This window comes from Acinetobacter sp. 1424608, assembly GCF_000588255.1.
Taxonomy (GTDB): Bacteria; Pseudomonadota; Gammaproteobacteria; order Pseudomonadales; family Moraxellaceae; genus Acinetobacter; species Acinetobacter nosocomialis.
Map to the genome: position 1 here is coordinate 109,685 of NZ_JFXL01000009.1, position 17,420 is coordinate 127,104.

The following is a 17,420-nucleotide window of genomic DNA, read 5'->3' on the forward strand; positions in this document are numbered from 1 at the left end:
AAAATGGCAAAATTATTTGAAACGGTTAATTTTGATTCGCTACAACTGGTCAATAGAATTGTAATTGCCCCAATGTGTCAGTATTCGGCAACTGATGAAGGCGAAATTACCTATTGGCATGAGCAGCAATGGGCAAATTACGCGTTGTCTGGAGCTGGGTTATGCATTGTGGAAGCTACGGCTGTACAAGCGGAAGGTCGAATTAGTTACGCAGATCTTGGACTTTGGAATGATCAGCAACGTAACCAAATCAAAACTTTATTAGGAAAAGTTAAAACACTTTCTCCTATGCCATTTGGAATTCAGTTAGCACATGCTGGACGTAAGGCATCAACTGAAAAGCCTTGGTTGGGGAAAGGTCAAATTGCAAAAGATCAGCCACATGGTTGGCAAACAGTTGCTCCAAGTACAAGTACTTTTTCAGTTCACGATGCTGCACCACATGCATTAACAATCGATGAAATTAAACAAGTTCAACAAGACTTCGCCGCTGCGGCAAAACGTGCAGTTGAAGCTGGCTTTGAGCTAATTGAGGTACATGCAGCACATGGCTACTTGTTGCATCAATTTTTATCGCCAATTGCCAATCAACGAACAGATGAATATGGCGGTTCTTTAGAGAACCGTATGCGTATGACGCTTGAAGTACTTCAGGCAATTAAACTTGCTGTTCCTGCAGGTTATCCTGTAGGGGTGCGTTTATCTGCAACTGACTGGATGGATGGTAACGAACAGTGGGACATTGAGTCTACAGTTGGTTTATCAAAAGCCTTAGAGCAGTTAGGTGCGGCCTATATCCATGTCTCTAGTGGTGGCTTACATGAACACCAAAATATTACCATCGGGGCAGGTTACCAAGTACCATTCGCGGAGCAGGTTAAAAAACATGTGTCTATTCCTGTGATTGCGGTAGGTCTTATTACTGATCCACAGTATGCTGAACAAATTTTAGAAAACCAACAAGCTGATGCCATTGGTCTTGCACGTGCAATGTTATATGACCCACGTTGGCCATGGCATGCTGCAGCTACATTGGGTGCAAAAGTCAAAATTGCTCCTCAATATTTGCGTTGTCAACCACATGGCTTAAAACAGCTTTTTGATTCTTTTTAGTTTTTAAATATGCGGGCAAATTAAGATTTGCCCGTTTTTCTTTTGAAATGAGTGAGGGCGTTGTTTGTGGTTTTTCAGGTAATCTTACCAATTTTGATTTTATTATTGATGGGGTACTGTAGTGTTCTCATTAAATTGGTGACACCTGAGCAAATTAAGGCTCTTAGCGCATTCGTTATTAAAATTGCTCTTCCTGCATTTTTAATCCAATCCTTAGCCAATAAAAATTTACAAGATATTTGGCACCCAGCTTATTTTATTGCTTACGGTGGTGGCTCTTTAATCTTGTTTTTTCTGGCTTTTATTATTTATCGAAAATATTTTAAAAACAGCTTAACCCATAGTGCAGTCATATCAATGGGTGCTTCTATGTCAAATACAGGTTTTATGGGTACTGCTATTTTGACTATGCTCATGGGTAGTCATGCTGCAATCTATATATCTTTAACTTTAATCATTGAAAACTTATTAATCGTCGCTTTAATGCTTATTTTGGCAGAAGCGGGATTACATCAACAGCAGCGGCTTTTGCCTTTACTGAAAAAAACATTCATAAATTTAATTAAAAATCCTGTAATTATTGCAATTTTGGTGGGGATGAGCTGTATCTTGCTAGGTATTCATCTGCCTTCAAAACTTGGGCAAGCTTTAGAACTTTTAGGAAGGACAGCTTCGCCTCTAGCACTATTTGCTATTGGCGGCAGCTTGGTTGGTATAGGTATTACCGCCGTGAATTTACAAAGTGTATTGTTGGCTGGGTTTAATGTCATTCTTATGCCAGTTGTGATTTTTGGGTTATTCCTTTTATTACCAAACGTCAGTCAAGAGATGTTATATGCTGGAACATTAATTGCGGCACTTCCAATGCCAATTGCTTTTGGTATTTTTGGGCAAGCATATGGTTTAAATGAAAGAGCATTAACACCTTTAATGATAAGTACCATTATTGGTTTTATTGGAGTAAGTGGACTTATCGCTTTGTGGTGGTAAAAGAAAAGCCCCATACGGGGCTATTGTTTCTTTGCTATTTTTTAGGTGCAGGCTGTGTAGGGGCGGCTGCAGCTTGTTTATTCTTCTCAGCAATAATCTTTTCGACTGAAGCTAAAGACTCTCTAGCATTAGGAACATTTTGGTTAGCAAGTTCAGTAAAAATCTGTTTTGCTTGAGGCAAGTTCTGAGGAATGATATTGCCATTTGCCATCATAGTCGCTAAAGCCATAGACGCTGGTGCATAACCTTTTTGTGCAATTGCTTGTAAAGCTTCAATGCCTTGGCGTTTCATTAGCGGATTTTTATTTTCAACCCCTTGGCTAATATCATAAAGTGCTTTGACTTGAATAGCAGGGTAGTTTCCTTTTCGAATTAAAGGCGCTAGCTTTTGTAAAGCAATTTGATGAGACTGTGGCTTTTTCTGAGCAAATAAAATGGTCGCAATTTTTACCGTTGCATCATCAGAGCCTTGAGCTGATGCTTTTTGCACATATTGGCTAAATTTATTACTATCTTTTGCAACGCCTAATTCACCCGTTTCATAAATCTGTGCAAGTCTATAACTGGCCTGAGCATAACCTTTGTTTGAAGCGTCTTCATAATATTTTAGAGCTTTGGCATTATCTTTAGGGGTGCCTTGTCCCATTTGCGTCATATAACCTAAGTTATAGATCGCTTGAGCATTTCCTGTCTGCGCAAGGCGCTGCACTTCTTGGAAAGCAGCAGGATAATTTTTTGCCGCATACAATTGTTCAGCCTGTTTAAAGACATCATTTTTTGCCACAGATGCTGTAGTGTCTGCCGCAAAGATTGATGAACTTGAAATGGCGATTAGGCTGGCGATGAGTAATTTCTTCATTTCTTTTTAACCTTTTACTTTGTAGCTACATCATTCCATCGATGTATTGAATCAACTCAACTTCTCATCATAAATATTGATAGATGAAAGTAAACAGCCGATTTGTATATAAAACGATGTCTATAAAGCAAACTATGGAGAAAAATAATATGCCACTCTACTTCTGAGAGTGGCATATAGCATTATTTTACTGATTTAAGTAATGCTTCAATTTGTTTTGCATCACTTGGTACACCAGAGATTCTTTGACCATCTTGCAAGAATAGGGTTGGTGTTCCATCGATATTTAATTTTTGTCCTAAAGCGATATTCTTTTGAATTGGGCTTGAGCAACTTTTGCTGTTAGCCGGCAATTTGCGATTAAGCATATAACTGGTCCAAGCTTCCGAAGGGTTCTTTGAACACCAGATCTGATTTGAAACTTTTTCAGCATTGGGGTGCAAACTGGTCAGCGGATATAAGAATACATATACCGTTACGTTATCAACCCCAACCATATTTTGTTCTAGGCGCTGACAGTAAGGACAATCAGGGTCGCTGAAAATATAAAGAGTACGTTCTCCTTTACCTTTTACATATTTAATCGCTTGGTTTAGAGGTAGGCTTTTAACATCAATTTTACCCAATTCGGCAATTCGTTCTTCTGTCATATTTTTTTGTTGTTTGATATCAACTAAATTGCCTACAAAAAAGTATTTAGCATCTTGATTGGTATAAACAATACGACCGCTTGTATACACTTCATAAATACCTTGCACAGGTGATTGATAAACACCTTTTACAGGTAAGTCTGGGTAATTTGTTTTCAGATTTTGTTCAAGTGTTTTTACATCAGCATGAGCAGAACCGAAAAAAGCCAGACTCAACATGAGTGTAGCAAGTTTAGTTTTCATATTTTTTCTCTTAGATTTCAATCTGGATTATGATGGCATAGAAAAATTAAAAAATTGATGCCCTAATTAAATGAATTTATTAGAATTTTGTATCTATAGAAAAGCCCGTAGGGTCATCCACGGGCTTTTTATTTGCTAAATCTGCTTATTGTGGTCTAGCAACATCACCGCTTAAAGCTTCCGGTAAATCGAGAACTTGAAGACCGAGTTCTGCTAAAGCGGCTGGTTTTGCAACCACTAACGCAATATATCCGTCAGTGGTTGGGGTACTATTTACTACTTCAATATCGTTATTTAATTGAGTAGCTGGAGCAGGTGCTTCACCTGTACCTTGAACTAGATGCAACCAGTGTTTTGGTTTTGCTTTAAACCACAGGCGCGCCACAATTTCTTGACCTAAGTAACAGCCTTTATCGTAATTGACGCCTTCGCGTTGATGTAAACGTAATTCTTGGGGCTGAAACTCATGTTCAGTCGCTTGAGCAATCCATGCTTGACCTGTCATGATGGCTTGTTTTTGCCATTCGGAAATATCAGTTTCTGTAGAGCTGAACTCAGTATGGCCATTCACAACTTTTGGAAACACAACGCCTTGTTCACTTAAGGTCATTTTTGAAAATGCGCCATATTTTTTAATATGCTTAGCAAACTCTTCAGCTTGATCTTGAGTAACAACAATCTCAAAACTTTCAGCGTTAATCTTTTTCAACCATAGGCCAAAATGAATACGGCCTTTAAGATCACAAATGGCTGTATAGCGTGTTTCATTTTCAGCTAAACGCTCAGTATCGACAGTCACTTGGCCTTGTAAAAACTTCTGTGCATCTACACCGTTTAATGCATATGAGGAGAAAGCGAGCAGACTCATGATTAATCTCAAATTCAATATGTTTCTTTATGATTGCTGACTATTTTGCTCCATTTTTATCAAAAAATCAGCCTTAGTTTTCGTAATTTAGTTTGTTAGAAACTGGTTATATAAATGGAAAAAACACCAAAAATATACGTTAAATGAAATTCTAGGGTTTAAGCTACTAAAGATAATTTCTATAACCTAAATGGACTTAAAATAAGGAGAACATAATGGCAACAGGTACAGTAAAATTACATCGCGTATTTAAAGCACCCGCTGAACGGGTTTATCGTGCTTTTCTCGATCCAGATGCTTTAGTTAAGTGGATGGCACCTCACGGTTTTACTGCGAAGGTTCATAGTTTTGATGCAAAAGTGGGTGGCTCATATAAAATGAGTTTTACCAACTTTTCAACAGGTTCAACACACTCATTTGGGGGAACTTATGTTGAACTCGTTCCAAATGAATTAATTCGTTATAACGACCAATTTGATGACTCAAATTTACCTGGTACGATGCAGGTCACTATTACATTAAAAACTGTATTGGTAGGCACAGAAATTCACATTACCCAAGAAGGCATACCAGAAGTTATTCCTGTGGAAGCATGTTATTTAGGTTGGCAAGAATCTTTATCTTTATTGAAGTTGTTGGTGGAAGCCGAAATCCCAGATCAGTAATCGCCTTTTAAAATTTTAAATATTAAATAAGAAAAGAGTGAGTAGAGAGGCTACTCACTCTTTTCTTTTTAAGTACATTAAAAGAGAACAAAATATTTAATATGTTGATGAGGCCTAAACAATGAGGCGTTCTAGTGAGAAAAAGTGATGAATATACAAATTAAAAGAATTTATGAGCATGCAAGTACCGAGGATGGAAAGCGAATTTTAGTTGATCGACTATGGAGTCGAGGGATTAGCAAAGAAAATGCTCATTTAGATTTATGGTTAAAAGAAATAGCTCCTTCAACCGAACTTCGTAAGTGGTTTCATGCAGAGTCTGCAGTACACTGGGATGAGTTCAAACAGCGTTATTTAAAAGAACTAAGAAGCAACCCAGCAGTTAAAGAGTTACAAGACCTTGTGTCACATCATAAAGTCACGCTTTTATATTCGGCAAAAGATGTGGAACATAACCATGCAATTATTTTAAAAGAATACTTATTAGAAAACAGCAAAAGTTAAATATATAAATTTTTTTTTGGTAAAAGTCTTTTATTTAAAACTTTAAAAAATGAATCATATCTCGCATAATATACTTTTTGAGATTTTTTTTTGTCTTTACCAAATTGCCCAAAATGCCAATCAGAATATACCTATCAAGACGGCGACTTATTAATTTGCCCTGAATGCTCACATGAGTGGAAGGAAGGGGAAGCATCAATTGCTGATGAACAAGAAGTGATTAAAGACGCAAATGGTAATGCCTTGGCAGATGGCGATAGTGTCACTGTGATTAAAGACTTAAAAATTAAAGGTTCATCGTCAGTTGTTAAAGTGGGAACAAAAGTAAAAACAATTCGTTTAGTACCAGATGCAAGTGATGGTCATAATATCGATTGCAAAATTGATGGTATTGGTCAGATGAAATTAAAATCTGAATTTGTAAAAAAAGCTTAATTTGTTAATTTTAATTACATTTCGGTAGAGGTACCTATCAGACCTCTACCTTTTTAAACTTTCAACATCCTTATAATTTTATTACCATAATGTATAAAAAGTAGACTATCCAAAGTTACATTGCTCATTTATATTGTCATTAATAACAAATAACTTTCGTCCAGAATAATAACGAAAGTCATACCCACACCAACAAAAAAACGAGGTTCTTATGGCAGGATGGTACGAGATTTCACAAGCGAGTGATGGACAATATCGCTTTGTACTTAAGGCAGGGAATGGCGAAATTATTTTAAATAGTGAGCTATATAAAGCGAAAGCATCGGCAGTCAATGGTATTGAGTCAGTTCAAAAAAATAGTGGTGACGATGGACGATATGATCGTTTAACTGCAAAAAATGGAAAACCTTACTTCAATTTAAAAGCTGCAAATCATCAAATTATTGGTACAAGCCAATTCTATACGAGCGAAGCATCGCGCGATAAAGGGATTGAATCGGTGAAAACCAATGGATCTTCAGCAACCATTAAAGACTTAACGGTTTAGGCGTAAAATTAAATGTAAAAAAAGCAGCTTCTAAAAGCTGCTTTTTTATTTATGTCTTTATTAACGCGCTAACTTAGCTAAAAGTTCTTCTTTAGTTAAATTGCTCGCTTCAGCATCGCGGCGGCCTTTATATTCAAATGTACCAGCATCAAGGCCTTTCTCACCAATTACGATACGGTGTGGAATGCCCATTAACTCAAGGTCAGAGAATTTAACACCTGGACGTTCATTACGGTCATCAAGTAATACATCAAAACCTTGAGCTTGTAATTCAGCATAAAGTGCTTCAGCTGCTTCAAGAGTGCGAGGTGATTTGTGTGCATTCATTGGAACAATTGCGATTTCAAAAGGAGCAATTGCTTGTGGCCAAATAATCCCTTTGTCATCGTAGTTTTGCTCAATTGCAGCTGCAACTACGCGCGTTACACCAATACCGTAACAACCCATTGTTACTGTAAATGGTTTGCCATCTTCACCTAAAACTTTACAGCCTAATGCTTCAGAGTATTTAGTACCAAGTTGGAAAATATGACCCACTTCAATACCGCGTTTAATTTGTAGTGTGCCTTTACCATCTGGAGATGGATCGCCTTCAACCACATTACGCAAATCAAAGATTTCAGTAATTTGTGCATCACGTTCCCAGTTTACGCCTACAGCGTGTTTATCAGCTTCATTTGCACCAGCAACAAAGTCAGAAAGAACAGATGCAGCACGGTCAACAATTACAGTGATACCTTTTTCAACCAAACCTTGTGGACCTGTAAAGCCAGCAGTTAAGCCAAATGCTTGAAGTTGCTCTTCTGTTGCAAACGTAAGAGGAGCGGCAACTAAAGGATGTTTCTCAGCTTTAATTTCATTGAGTTCGTGATCGCCACGTAAGAATAGGGCAACCACAGGTACATTACCTTTTTCGTCTGCAATACCTTGAACCAATAACGCTTTTACTGATTGTTTAGGATCAGCATTTAAGAACTGGCATACATCAGCAATTGTTTTTTGGTTTGGTGTTTCAACCAACTTAAATTCTTGTGCAGGCGCTGCGCGTTCACCTACTAAAACAGCCTCAGCCATTTCAACGTTCGCTGCATAATGAGATTCAGTTGAAAATGCGATGTCATCTTCACCACTTGAAGCCAATACGTGGAACTCATGTGAAGCTGAACCACCAATTGAGCCTGTATCAGCTTGAACTGGGCGGAAGTCTAAACCTAAGCGAGTAAAAATACGGCTATAAGTGTCGTACATTACATCATAGGTTTCTTGTAATGATTCTTGAGTTGCATGGAAAGAATATGCATCTTTCATAATGAACTCGCGTGAACGCATTACACCAAAACGTGGACGAATTTCATCACGGAATTTGGTTTGAATTTGATAGAAATTTACAGGAAGTTGTTTATAACTTTTTAACTCGTTACGTGCTAAATCGGTGATTACTTCTTCATGTGTAGGACCAAGCACAAACGGATTGTCGTGACGATCTTTGAAGCGTAATAATTCAGGGCCGTATTGTTCATAACGACCTGATTCTTCCCACAAGCTTGCGGGTTGAGTCACGGGCATGAACACTTCCATAGCACCTGAACGATTCATTTCTTCACGAACAATCGCATCAACTTTTTTAAGCACACGTGTTCCCATCGGCAGCCATGTATATAAACCTGATGCCAATTTACGAATCATCCCCGCACGTAACATAAGCTGATGTGAAATCACTTCAGCATCGTTTGGGGTTTCTCTCAACGTTGCAAATAAAAAGCGGCTTGCGCGCATGGAAAAAGTCCTAAAAAGTTAAGCGTTATAAAAACGCAGATTATACGATAGTTGCTGCATTATGACATGAATCGTCGAGTTTGACGCAGCATAAAGTTTTTCAAGTCATCCAGATAAGTGAAAATGACGGGTACTACTACAAGAGTCAACAGGGTAGAGGTGATTACACCACCAATAACAGCATGGGCCATCGGCGCACTTTGCTCTCCGCCTTCGCCCAAGCCTAAAGCTAATGGAACCATACCCATGACCATAGCACTAGTAGTCATTAAAATAGGGCGTAAACGGGTTTTACCCGCTTGTAAAATAGCATCATAACGACTTTCCCCATGTTCCATGGCCTTTTTAATAAAGTCGATAAGTAAAATCGCGTTTTTGGTTACTAGCCCCATGAGCATAATAATGCCAATAATTGAAAATAGGTTTAGGGTACTTCTGAACAAAAACAGTGCAAGGAACACCCCAATCAATGACAGGGGCAAAGATGCCATAATTGCAGCCGGGTGAATAAAACTATTAAACTGAGAACCCAAAACAATATAAATAAATACAATGGAAAGCGTAATAGCAGTTAATGCATAGCCCGCAGACTCGGCCATATCTGCATTGGCACCTTGGGTATTGAAGGTATAACCAGCAGGCAACTTAAATGCTTTTTGCATTTTATCGATGTCTTTACCGATATCCCCACTTGGGCGTCCTGACGTATTGGCTTGGATGAGTACTTCGCGCTCAAGATCGCGTCGGTTAATTTGTGACGCACCGAATTTTTGCTCGGTTGTTGCTACTGCACTCAATGGAACTAATATTGGTTGGCCATTTGCACCAGTTTTGTTTGAGTTGAGATATAGGTTTTGCACGTCTTGCGGAAGCATGCGTTTGTTTTCATTTAAGCGGATATTTACATCATAAGTTTCGCCGTCACGGTCTTCCCACGTTGTGACATTATCGCCCGCAATGAGTGGTCGAATCGCATTGGCAACTTGGGAAACAGACAACCCTAAGTCACTTGCCAGTACACGATTAATATGAACACCTAAAGTTGGTTTCGGTTCTTTTAACGAGCTTTCTAAATCGACCACACCTTTAATTTTACCCATTTCAGTCATAAATCGATTTGAAATTTTTTGAAGTTCATTCAGGTCAGTTCCTTTAATCGAAATCATGATTGGCTTTTGACCACCAGAAACTGAATCTTGAGCCGCAGCAACGGAGGTAACACGAATACCCGCTACGGTTTGCAAACGATCACGGAATTCATTATTAAGCGTTGTTAAATCTGAACTACGTTGTTGTTTTGGTTTTAAAGTCACTCCTAAACCGGCATGGTTTTTACCAGAGTCTATTGTGCTATTTACAACCCCGTAGGTAGATACCACATCGGGAAATTGCCTAATAATTTGATCGACTTGATGTAACTTGGCTTGAGTATATTCTAAAGAGGCATCGACAGGCGTCTCGAACTGAATACGGATTTCACCTTTATCTGGAACTGGTACAAATTCGGTTCCAATCAATTTAGATAAACCTAAGGCCGCAACCAGTGAAGCAATCGCAATAATGACTGTAATAAAACGAAAGCGTAGAGCAAGTTTCAACAGCTTTTCATAAATATGGGTAAGGCCATCTAATAATCTAGAAATGTGATTAAAGAAACGTTGTAGTCGACTTTCTTTTTTCTTTACAGGGTCTTTCCAATGTGCTGAAAGCATTGGGTCGAGTGTAAAACTGATAAACATAGAAATAAGAACAGCTGTACTTACAGTTACCCCAAACTGGTAGAAGAAACGCCCAATTAACCCCCCCATGAAAGCAACAGGTAAAAATACCGCCACAATGGTAAGTGTAGTTGCGAGTACTGCTAACCCAATTTCTTTGGTGCCATCTAAAGCGGCAGTGACATGGTCTTTGCCAAGCTCTGTATGCCTAACAATGTTTTCTCGAACTACAATCGCGTCATCAATTAATAGGCCAATACTGAGTGATAGAGCTAACAGCGTCATCATGTTAATACTAAAACCAAAAGCCCAGATGAACGTTAATGTTCCAAGCAGGGTAATGGGTAAAGTTAAACCTGTAATGACGGTAGATCGGAAAGAACCTAAAAAGAGTAAAACAATTAAAACTGCTAAACCTGCTCCTTCAAGAATGGTACGTACTACATCTTTAATTGAAGCGCGAATACCTTTGGAACTGTCTGCGACGACTTTATAGTTTAATCCAGCAGGCATTTGAGCTTTTAGCTTCTCTAAAGTTTGGTAAGTTTTATCGACGACTTGAATTACATTTGCATCGGAACTTTTTAAAATATCGATAGAGACTGCGGTTCTTCCATTATAAAAAGCACTGGATTGCAGTTCGGCTTGAGTGTCTTCAACGGTTGCCACTTGTTTTAGGAAAATAGGCGAGCCATTTTTATTGGCAATGACCAAGTCACCAAAACCAAAAGGATGAATAACTTTTGATTGAATCTGTACCACTAGTTCAGAATTCTTTTGCTGTAAAGTTCCTGCAGGTACTTCTATATTTTCATTTTTTAGTGTGTTAATGACCCGATCAATGCCAATACCATAGCTTTGTAATTGTTCAGGATGAACTTTTATACGAATTTGACGTTTCGCATCACCTAGTAAATTGACATTACCTACACCAGAAACGGTTTTAAGCTGCGGCACAATTTTTTTGTCTACATAAGAACTTAATTGAGCCAAGCTCATCGTATTCGACTCAAACACCACCGACATAATCGGGCTAGATGAAGGATCGTAGCGTTGCACAATAGGTGTATCAATTTCATCACGAAATTGAGCGATAACCGGAGCAATTTTGTCGCGAACATCTTGAGCAGCAATTGCTGAAGAGGTGTCTAGATTAAACTCGGCAATCACCATCGATGACCCTTCACTTGAACGTGAAGTAATTTGTTTAATCCCCGAAATTGTATTGATTTGATCTTCGAGTTTTTTTGTAATATCAGACTCAACCGCCTCAGGTGAAGCACCAGCATATTGCGTGGTAACCACTACAAATGGGAAATCTACGTTAGGAAACTCTTCAACGGTCATGCGCTTCCAAGAGGCTAACCCGAGTACCATTAAGCACAGCATCATCATAATGGTAAAAACGGGATACTTCACACTGATTCGGGTAAACCACATAAGCTATTTGCTACCTTATTTATTTTTTTCGGCTGTAAGCGTCACTTTTTTATTGATATCGGAATCGTCAAACTGGATACGACTTACCTGATCTGTGCTTTGTAGACCTTGTACCAAAGCAATATTTTCGTTGTAACGCTGCTCAACTACCCGAATTTTGACCTTTTGAATGGTTTGATTGCGTATCACCCATACGAAAGGATCTTGTTGCAGGTTTTGAATACTATCTAAAGGAATAGTTTGTCCTTGATTGTGATCACTTTGCAAAATAATGCCATTAATAAAAGCGCCGATACTGAGTGAATCAATTGCTTCTTTAGGGCTCGCAAAGAATTCAATTTGTCGACTATCTTGGTCTGCTACAGGTGAGACCCGAGTCAGTATGGCATGTAATTGTTTTGAATTACCCTGAATCTGATATTGAATAGAGCTGCCGACTTTTAGTGCAGATTGTTGCTCAATAGGCAACTTTGCCTGTATTTCTAATTGATCAGGATTAACGATTTCAAAGAGCGTTTGTCCAACCGATACAGTTTGTCCCGGTTCAACTTGTCGTTTAGTAATGACACCTGAAATTGGGCTAGTAATAATACCATCTCGATCAGCCTTTTTAGCAATATCAACATTGGCTTGCTGAGCTCTAACACTTTCAAGTTGACCCTTATAATCTACCTGACTCTGTTCAAACTCTACACGGGCAATAAAGCCTTGATTAAGTAGTCTTTGTTTTCGATTCATCAAATTACGTGCAAGCTCTGCTTGTGCCTGAGTTGAAGCAAGATTTGCTTCAGCTTGAGCTAAACGTGCAGCATTATCTTGATTGTTTAATCTGACTAAAACTTGGCCTTTTTGTACTTTTTGTCCCACATTTGCATTAACAGATGTTGCTGTCGCACTGACTTGAGCTTGAATAGAGCTTTGTTGTACCGCACGAATAGTTCCTGTAAAGGCAGTCTGAGCAGCAAGCGAACCTTCTTTTACAGTAATTAAATCTTGAGGAATCAGTTCAATTTTTTTTGGTTCAGATGCTGTGGTTTTTGGTGCTTCTTGCTGATGACATGCAGCTAAAATCAAACTCAAGCTAATTAAGCTTAATTTAAAAAAAGTAGAAGGGGTAAGATGCGTTGTGCGCATACAGCATCATCCTGTAATTCAAATTTTATTTTGCCCCTATTCTTGATAAAGCTGTGCGCTTATTCAAGCTTTTTTAAACGTTCGATAATATTTTCATAGTCTTTATTGGTGCGGTTATAGTTTTTTGAAAGTATTTCAAGTGTTTGTTTAACCTTATTAATATTCATCAGATTGTTTTCAATTAGGGTTTTATGCCTTTCAGGAACCTTTTCACCTTTACGAAAATATTCCATTTCCTGACGTTTAAATAAAATTTTGTCTTGTTGTAATTGGCTCAGTTGTTCCTGTTGATAATTCATTTGTTTTTTGATTGCCAATAAAGCTTGGTCTCTTTTAATCAACGCAGTTTTACTATTGCTATATGCTTTTTTTAACTTGTTATCTTCTTCCCTATATCGAGCAGATAATGCACGTTGTGAAGATTGATTTAGATCAGCTTCAGAATTATAGGGATGATTTCTTTTAATGACCTGCATATTTTGGTCAAGTGCCTCATATCCATAGCGAATATGAGCGGGGGTTACAGATGTACTAATATTAGCAATGCCATGCTGGTCGTAATAGCGATACCAAACAGCTTTAGGAGCACCATTTGCAGCTAAAATTGGGGATGAGAAAAACAGGGCTCCGCAAGAAGCAATGCTTATAAAAACAGACAAGCAGGTCCTATAAAAGGCATATTTCATCCGCTTATTCATAAAATTCCCCAAAAAAGAAAGCTAAACCGCTTATTTTTAAATAATTAATCTTAAATATATTAGTTATTATTTAACTGAATAAAAATATCGACATTCTAAAAAAAATGATAATTTTTTCGAAAGTGTGATGAGGTTAAAAGTTATTGTTTATAAATGAGAAAGTAGACAAAAACCTTTCATTGAAAATAGAAGTATAGATATGTTAAAAATGCGTATAAATCTGTAAAAACAAATTTAAGTTAAATTGCATTTATATTTTATGTTATGGGGATGGAAGATTAAATGGAAGATGCGTTCCAAAATCTGAAAGTAATGGTTATTGATGACTCAAAAACTATTCGCCGTACAGCAGAAACATTATTGCAACGTGAAGGTTGTGAAGTGATTACTGCTGTCGATGGATTTGAAGCTTTATCTAAAATTGCTGAAGCGAATCCAGATATCGTTTTTGTAGATATCATGATGCCTCGTTTAGACGGTTATCAAACTTGTGCTCTGATTAAGAACTCTCAAAATTATCAGAACATTCCCGTTATCATGCTCTCTAGTAAAGATGGTCTATTTGATCAGGCAAAAGGGCGTGTGGTAGGTTCAGATGAATACTTGACGAAACCATTTAGCAAAGATGAATTGTTAAATGCGATTCGTAATCATGTAAGTTCATAATTAAGTAATTTAAGGGCAAAGAAGAAATGGCACGTATTCTTATTGTTGATGACTCACCAACAGAAACTTATCGTTTTAGAGAAATTCTAACTAAGCACGGTTACGATGTAATTGAAGCATCTAATGGTGCAGATGGTGTAACTTTGGCAAAAGCAGAACAGCCTGACTTAGTGTTAATGGATGTTGTAATGCCAGGTGTAAATGGCTTTCAGGCAACACGCCAGATTACCCGTGATGAAGACACTAAGCATATTCCAGTTGTTATTGTAAGTACTAAAGATCAGGCAACTGACCGAGTATGGGGTAAACGTCAGGGTGCTCTCGATTACTTGATTAAGCCTATTGAAGAAAAGCAACTGATCGATGTAATTAAACAATTTCTAAATTAACTCATCCATCCATAAAAACATAAATGGCGGGTCTACACCCGTCTTATAGGATCGAGTATGGCCGCGAACGGATTTATTGAGTTACTTCGTTTGTCTAAACGGGGTAACAAGAATTACGCTTCAGTCCAAAATGAAGCAGAGCGATGGTCAGGAATTGCTTTTGAAATGAGAGGGCAATACTTCGTCGCACCACTTGGGGAAGTGTCAGAGGTTATCTATCCACCAAAATATACACCTGTTCCAAATACCCAAAGTTGGGTGAAGGGACTGGCAAATATTCGGGGAAGATTACTTTCAGTTTCTGACTTGGCACATTTTATTTCAGGGCAACGAAGCTCATTTTCGGCTGCCCAAAAAGTGTTATGTATTAGCCATCACGACCAATATGTGGGATTGGTTGTTGATCAGGTCTTGGGGATTCAACACTTTAATAAGAAAAGCTTTTTTTCTCAAAGTTCAAACTTGGAGGAAAATTTAAAAGAATATTGCCAAGGGTATTTTCACCAACACAATCAGCATTGGCATGTTTTTTTATTTAGTCGATTATTGCAAAACCCACATTACATGAATGCATCGACAAAATTTATAAACTAATTTTTATGCTGTTAATACACAGTGTATTTTTCTGGGGAGAAGCTGTATGGGCTTTAAACTTAAAAAGAAAAGTGGCAATCGTAGTGTAAACGAAAAATCGAGTGTCAACTTTATTGCGAAAATTCAGTCACAAATTGAGCAATACGCCAGTTTATTTGGGGAAAGTAAAAAGTCCAAGCCTATCCTTTATGTAGCGTTGTTATGTTTAGTATTAGCTTCAACTTCGCTTGCTTACTTGTTTTATAGTGTACCTCGACATAACGAATTAACACGTAGTATGGGTGAGTTACGTTTACTATCACAAACGATTTCTAGACAGGCTACAGAAGCGACCGCTTCTGGTTCCCCTCAAGCCATGAAAGACTTGGTTGAATCGCGTCAAACTTTTGCCAAAAATATAAAAAATGTCGAAAATATTTATGGTACATCTTCAAAAGAATATAAAAAAGTAGCGACTCTGTGGAAATCTTTGTCTTATGACATTGATTTAATCTCATCACAACAGGACGTAATTAACCAGTTATATAATATGAATATCTCGATTAGTGATTCTATTCCTGAGATTCAAGCTGAATATAACTTGATGGTTGATAAGATGGTCCGCGAAAAAGTATCAAGTAATCAGGTCGTAATTGCTAAAAACCAAGTATTTATTGCGGAACGTATTTTACGATCTATTAACTCGGTTTTCGTTGGTACAGAGAACTCTGAAAACTCAGCGCATGACTTTAGTGTTGATATTGAGACTTTTGGTGTGTACTTAGATGCACAGCTAAATGGAAATGCGGAGTTGGGGGTAGCTAAAGTTGAATCTCCTGAAGTGCGTGAATCTTTGGAAGGTATCAAAACTGAATATGATAAAGTTTTAAAATCTGCTGCAACTTCTGTCCTCAAGCATACAAACCAGATCGTAAACGTACGTCAATCATCAAGTGAGATCTTCTCTCAATCTGATGCAATGTTAACTGCTTTAGGTGATCTTTCAGAGCAAACCCAATATGGCTGGAAGGCTTTTGCGTTAGTTGCTGTACTGACATTATCACTTCTTGGCTTAATTACTTCTGTTTTAAAGCTTTTATCACTTCGTAGTAAAGCAGATAAACAACGTGTAGCTACATTACAAGAAGAATATGATCGTAACCAGAATGCGATTTTACGTTTACTTGATGAAATTGCCGATCTTGCAGATGGTGACTTACGTTCATATGCAACGGTATCTGAAGACTTTACTGGTGCGATTGCCGACTCGATTAACTTTGCGATTGACCAGTTACGTGACTTAGTATCACGAATCCATGAAACTTCTCAGGAAGTTGCACGTTATACGCAAGATACTCAAAATATTACTAACCAGTTAGCAGAGGCATCTGAGCACCAAGCACAAGAAATTGCCGGTGCATCAACTGCAATGAACGAAATGGCATTGTCGATTGACCAAGTATCTGCCAACGCCTCTGAATCTGCTCAAGTAGCACAACGTTCGGTATATATTGCATCTAATGGTGCACAAGTTGTAAACCGTTCTATTGAGGGTATGGATACCATTCGTGAACAGATTCAGGAAACCTCGAAACGTATTAAGCGTTTGGGTGAGTCTTCACAAGAAATTGGTAACATCGTATCGCTCATTAACGATATTGCAGACCAAACAAACATTCTAGCCTTAAATGCAGCAATTCAAGCATCTATGGCCGGTGAAGCAGGTCGTGGTTTTGCCGTGGTTGCTGACGAAGTCCAACGTCTTGCAGAACGTTCAGCTTCGTCAACTAAACAGATTGAAACGCTTGTTAAAACGATTCAAACGGATACCAACGAAGCCGTTATTTCAATGGAACAAACGACAACAGAGGTTGTACGTGGTGCTAACTTAGCGAAAGATGCGGGTATTGCACTTGATGAAATTCAAAAAGTATCGGGTGACTTGGCAAACTTAATTGCGAGCATTTCTGATGCAGCAAAACTTCAATCAGCTTCTGCGAGTCACATTGCTGCAACCATGACTGTTGTACAAGAAATTACTTCACAAACAACAACGGCAACCTTCGATACTGCTCGTTCTGTATCTGAATTGGCGAATATGTCGGAGTCATTACGTGAGTCAGTAACGGACTTTAAATTACCTGACTAAATT

Annotated in this window: 17 protein-coding genes; 10 read left to right on the forward strand and 7 right to left on the reverse strand. The window is 38.1% G+C overall.

All coding sequences use genetic code 11. From position 1 onward, the window contains the following. The first annotated feature begins 3 nt into the window (after positions 1 to 3). Positions 4 to 1,113, forward strand: coding sequence for an NADH:flavin oxidoreductase/NADH oxidase (locus J678_RS14520; RefSeq protein ID WP_031955756.1), 1,110 nt, complete (start codon positions 4 to 6; stop codon positions 1,111 to 1,113). A 66-nt stretch (positions 1,114 to 1,179) separates the two neighbouring features. Next, positions 1,180 to 2,103, forward strand: a complete 924-nt coding sequence (locus tag J678_RS14525) for an AEC family transporter (RefSeq protein ID WP_023188155.1) — start codon at positions 1,180 to 1,182, stop codon at positions 2,101 to 2,103. Between the two features lie 34 nt (positions 2,104 to 2,137). On the opposite strand, the gene J678_RS14530 is transcribed toward J678_RS14525, so the two are convergent. The 3 genes from J678_RS14530 to J678_RS14540 form a co-directional block, all read right to left on the reverse strand. Next, entirely contained in the window at positions 2,138 to 2,962 is an 825-nt protein-coding gene (locus tag J678_RS14530) for a tetratricopeptide repeat protein (RefSeq protein ID WP_002051569.1), read from the reverse strand. A 182-nt stretch (positions 2,963 to 3,144) separates the two neighbouring features. Further along, positions 3,145 to 3,855, reverse strand: a complete 711-nt coding sequence (locus J678_RS14535) for a DsbC family protein (protein ID WP_031955754.1) — start codon at positions 3,853 to 3,855, stop codon at positions 3,145 to 3,147. A gap of 145 nt (positions 3,856 to 4,000) precedes the next feature. Next, on the reverse strand, positions 4,001 to 4,723 hold the full coding sequence (locus J678_RS14540; RefSeq protein ID WP_004885360.1) for a YgfZ/GcvT domain-containing protein: 723 nt from the start codon (positions 4,721 to 4,723) through the stop codon (positions 4,001 to 4,003). Positions 4,724 to 4,935: 212 nt separating this feature from the next. Here J678_RS14540 and J678_RS14545 point away from each other — a divergent pair, with 212 nt between their 5' ends. The 4 genes from J678_RS14545 to J678_RS14560 all read left to right on the forward strand — a co-directional run bounded on the left by J678_RS14545 (position 4,936) and on the right by J678_RS14560 (position 6,874). Further along, positions 4,936 to 5,388, forward strand: a complete 453-nt coding sequence (locus tag J678_RS14545; RefSeq protein ID WP_079377340.1) for an SRPBCC family protein — start codon at positions 4,936 to 4,938, stop codon at positions 5,386 to 5,388. A 147-nt stretch (positions 5,389 to 5,535) separates the two neighbouring features. Beyond that, entirely contained in the window at positions 5,536 to 5,892 is a 357-nt protein-coding gene (locus tag J678_RS14550; RefSeq protein WP_017393885.1) for a DUF488 domain-containing protein, read from the forward strand. A gap of 90 nt (positions 5,893 to 5,982) precedes the next feature. Beyond that, positions 5,983 to 6,327, forward strand: a complete 345-nt coding sequence (locus tag J678_RS14555; protein WP_004885364.1) for a zinc ribbon domain-containing protein YjdM — start codon at positions 5,983 to 5,985, stop codon at positions 6,325 to 6,327. Positions 6,328 to 6,538: 211 nt separating this feature from the next. Continuing rightward, positions 6,539 to 6,874, forward strand: coding sequence for a YegP family protein (locus J678_RS14560; RefSeq protein ID WP_031955753.1), 336 nt, complete (start codon positions 6,539 to 6,541; stop codon positions 6,872 to 6,874). 60 nt (positions 6,875 to 6,934) lie between these two features. On the opposite strand, the gene J678_RS14565 is transcribed toward J678_RS14560, so the two are convergent. From J678_RS14565 to J678_RS14580, 4 genes are read right to left on the reverse strand one after another with little or no spacing between them, the layout of a single operon-like run. Next, positions 6,935 to 8,650, reverse strand: coding sequence for a proline--tRNA ligase (locus J678_RS14565; RefSeq protein ID WP_031955752.1), 1,716 nt, complete (start codon positions 8,648 to 8,650; stop codon positions 6,935 to 6,937). Positions 8,651 to 8,709: 59 nt separating this feature from the next. Continuing rightward, positions 8,710 to 11,808, reverse strand: a complete 3,099-nt coding sequence (locus J678_RS14570) for an efflux RND transporter permease subunit (protein WP_031955751.1) — start codon at positions 11,806 to 11,808, stop codon at positions 8,710 to 8,712. Between the two features lie 15 nt (positions 11,809 to 11,823). Further along, positions 11,824 to 12,942 carry an efflux RND transporter periplasmic adaptor subunit gene (locus tag J678_RS14575; protein WP_031955750.1) on the reverse strand — a complete coding sequence of 373 codons (1,119 nt, stop codon included), beginning with the start codon at positions 12,940 to 12,942 and terminating at the stop codon, positions 11,824 to 11,826. A 59-nt stretch (positions 12,943 to 13,001) separates the two neighbouring features. Next, positions 13,002 to 13,640 (reverse strand): hypothetical protein, encoded by a 639-nt coding sequence (locus J678_RS14580; protein ID WP_031955749.1) that lies wholly within the window; start codon positions 13,638 to 13,640, stop codon positions 13,002 to 13,004. 282 nt (positions 13,641 to 13,922) lie between these two features. Here J678_RS14580 and pilG point away from each other — a divergent pair, with 282 nt between their 5' ends. The 4 genes from pilG to J678_RS14600 are packed head-to-tail and all read left to right on the forward strand — an operon-like array spanning position 13,923 to position 17,417. After that, complete coding sequence (gene pilG, locus J678_RS14585; protein ID WP_000389061.1) at positions 13,923 to 14,306, forward strand: twitching motility response regulator PilG; 384 nt, start codon at positions 13,923 to 13,925, stop codon at positions 14,304 to 14,306. Positions 14,307 to 14,332: 26 nt separating this feature from the next. Further along, on the forward strand, positions 14,333 to 14,695 hold the full coding sequence (locus J678_RS14590; RefSeq protein WP_002051151.1) for a response regulator: 363 nt from the start codon (positions 14,333 to 14,335) through the stop codon (positions 14,693 to 14,695). A gap of 57 nt (positions 14,696 to 14,752) precedes the next feature. After that, positions 14,753 to 15,289, forward strand: coding sequence for a chemotaxis protein CheW (locus tag J678_RS14595; RefSeq protein WP_002051357.1), 537 nt, complete (start codon positions 14,753 to 14,755; stop codon positions 15,287 to 15,289). 46 nt (positions 15,290 to 15,335) lie between these two features. Beyond that, complete coding sequence (locus tag J678_RS14600) at positions 15,336 to 17,417, forward strand: methyl-accepting chemotaxis protein (RefSeq protein WP_032027369.1); 2,082 nt, start codon at positions 15,336 to 15,338, stop codon at positions 17,415 to 17,417. Positions 17,418 to 17,420: the final 3 nt, after the last annotated feature.